The 515-nt window shown below is 38.1% G+C and carries 1 pseudogene; it reads right to left on the bottom strand.

Annotated features, from left to right (window positions below):
- Positions 1-379: pseudogene (locus ACTNBF_RS16535) on the bottom strand (IS4 family transposase); the annotation flags it as partial.
- Between the last annotated feature and the right edge of the window lie 136 nt (positions 380-515).

The following is a 515-nucleotide window of genomic DNA, read 5'->3' on the forward strand; positions in this document are numbered from 1 at the left end:
GATTAAAGAGAGTGTCATCGACTATAAACACATTGACACGCTTTTCATCAGTAAGATTTTTGATGTCACCGTTAATGATCTCTGATGCTAGAGAAGAAGTAAAGCGGAGCCAATTAGTTTTTGAAGAATTCAGGAAACGATAAAAAGTGTTCTTTGAGAATCCTTCCTTGAAAGATCCGGTTCTATGCTGCATATACATGCTTCTTCCTGCAAAGACGTTACTGAGTTTATATCTGAGGAGCATGATAGCGGGGACGCCTTTTTCCTTGGTGCCGTTGCATTGCTTTAAAAGGCTGCCTACCTTGTGAGAAGAGAAAAATCTCTGAACGCAATCTAAAATAGCTACCTCATTCTCGTTGTTCTGTGATATAATGGACATGGCATAAATTCTCCTTTGTAAAGTGGTTTCTGGACAATTCCATTATATCAAAAGAGCGTTATTTATGCCCTTTTTATTGGCTAAAATATTGAATTTTCAAGGTACAGTACACCTGATTGGTGTGGGAAGTTTGAGT

Origin of the sequence: Bariatricus sp. HCP28S3_A4 (assembly GCF_052066395.1) — a bacterium.
GTDB lineage: Bacteria > Bacillota > Clostridia > Lachnospirales > Lachnospiraceae > Allocoprococcus.